Below are 401 nucleotides of genomic sequence, written 5' to 3'. Positions count from 1 at the left end.
CGGATCATCTACATCGGTGCCGGTACAAGCGGGAGGCTCGGCGTACTTGATGCAGCTGAATGCCCGCCGACATTCAGCATATCTCCCGAGTCGGTCATAGGCATCATTGCAGGGGGAGAAAAAGCTTTGTACAATGCCGTCGAAGGCGCTGAAGATCCTGAGGCTTTTGGCAGACGGGATTTAGAAGCCGTTAACCTCTCAAACAATGATACCGTAATCGGAATCGCCGCCAGCGGCCGAACTCCGTACGTCCTAGGCGCCCTGAAGTATGCCAAGAAAACAGGTGCCAAGGCCATATCGCTGACATGCAATGAAAACTCGGCGATCAGCCAGGCGGCAGATCACAGCATAGAAGTAGTCGTCGGCCCTGAAGTCATTGCCGGATCGACGAGAATGAAAGC

At 54.4% G+C, this 401-nt stretch carries 1 protein-coding gene; it reads left to right on the top strand.

Annotation, left to right across the window (positions count from 1 at the left end; translation table 11 throughout):
- The coding region (locus tag J0695_RS46505) for an N-acetylmuramic acid 6-phosphate etherase (RefSeq protein ID WP_206970085.1) at positions 1-401 on the top strand (401 nt) is incomplete at both ends.

Source organism: Streptomyces beijiangensis (genome assembly GCF_017315755.1).
Taxonomy (GTDB): Bacteria; Actinomycetota; Actinomycetes; order Streptomycetales; family Streptomycetaceae; genus Streptomyces; species Streptomyces beijiangensis.
This window is presented reverse-complemented; position numbering and strand designations above follow the sequence as displayed.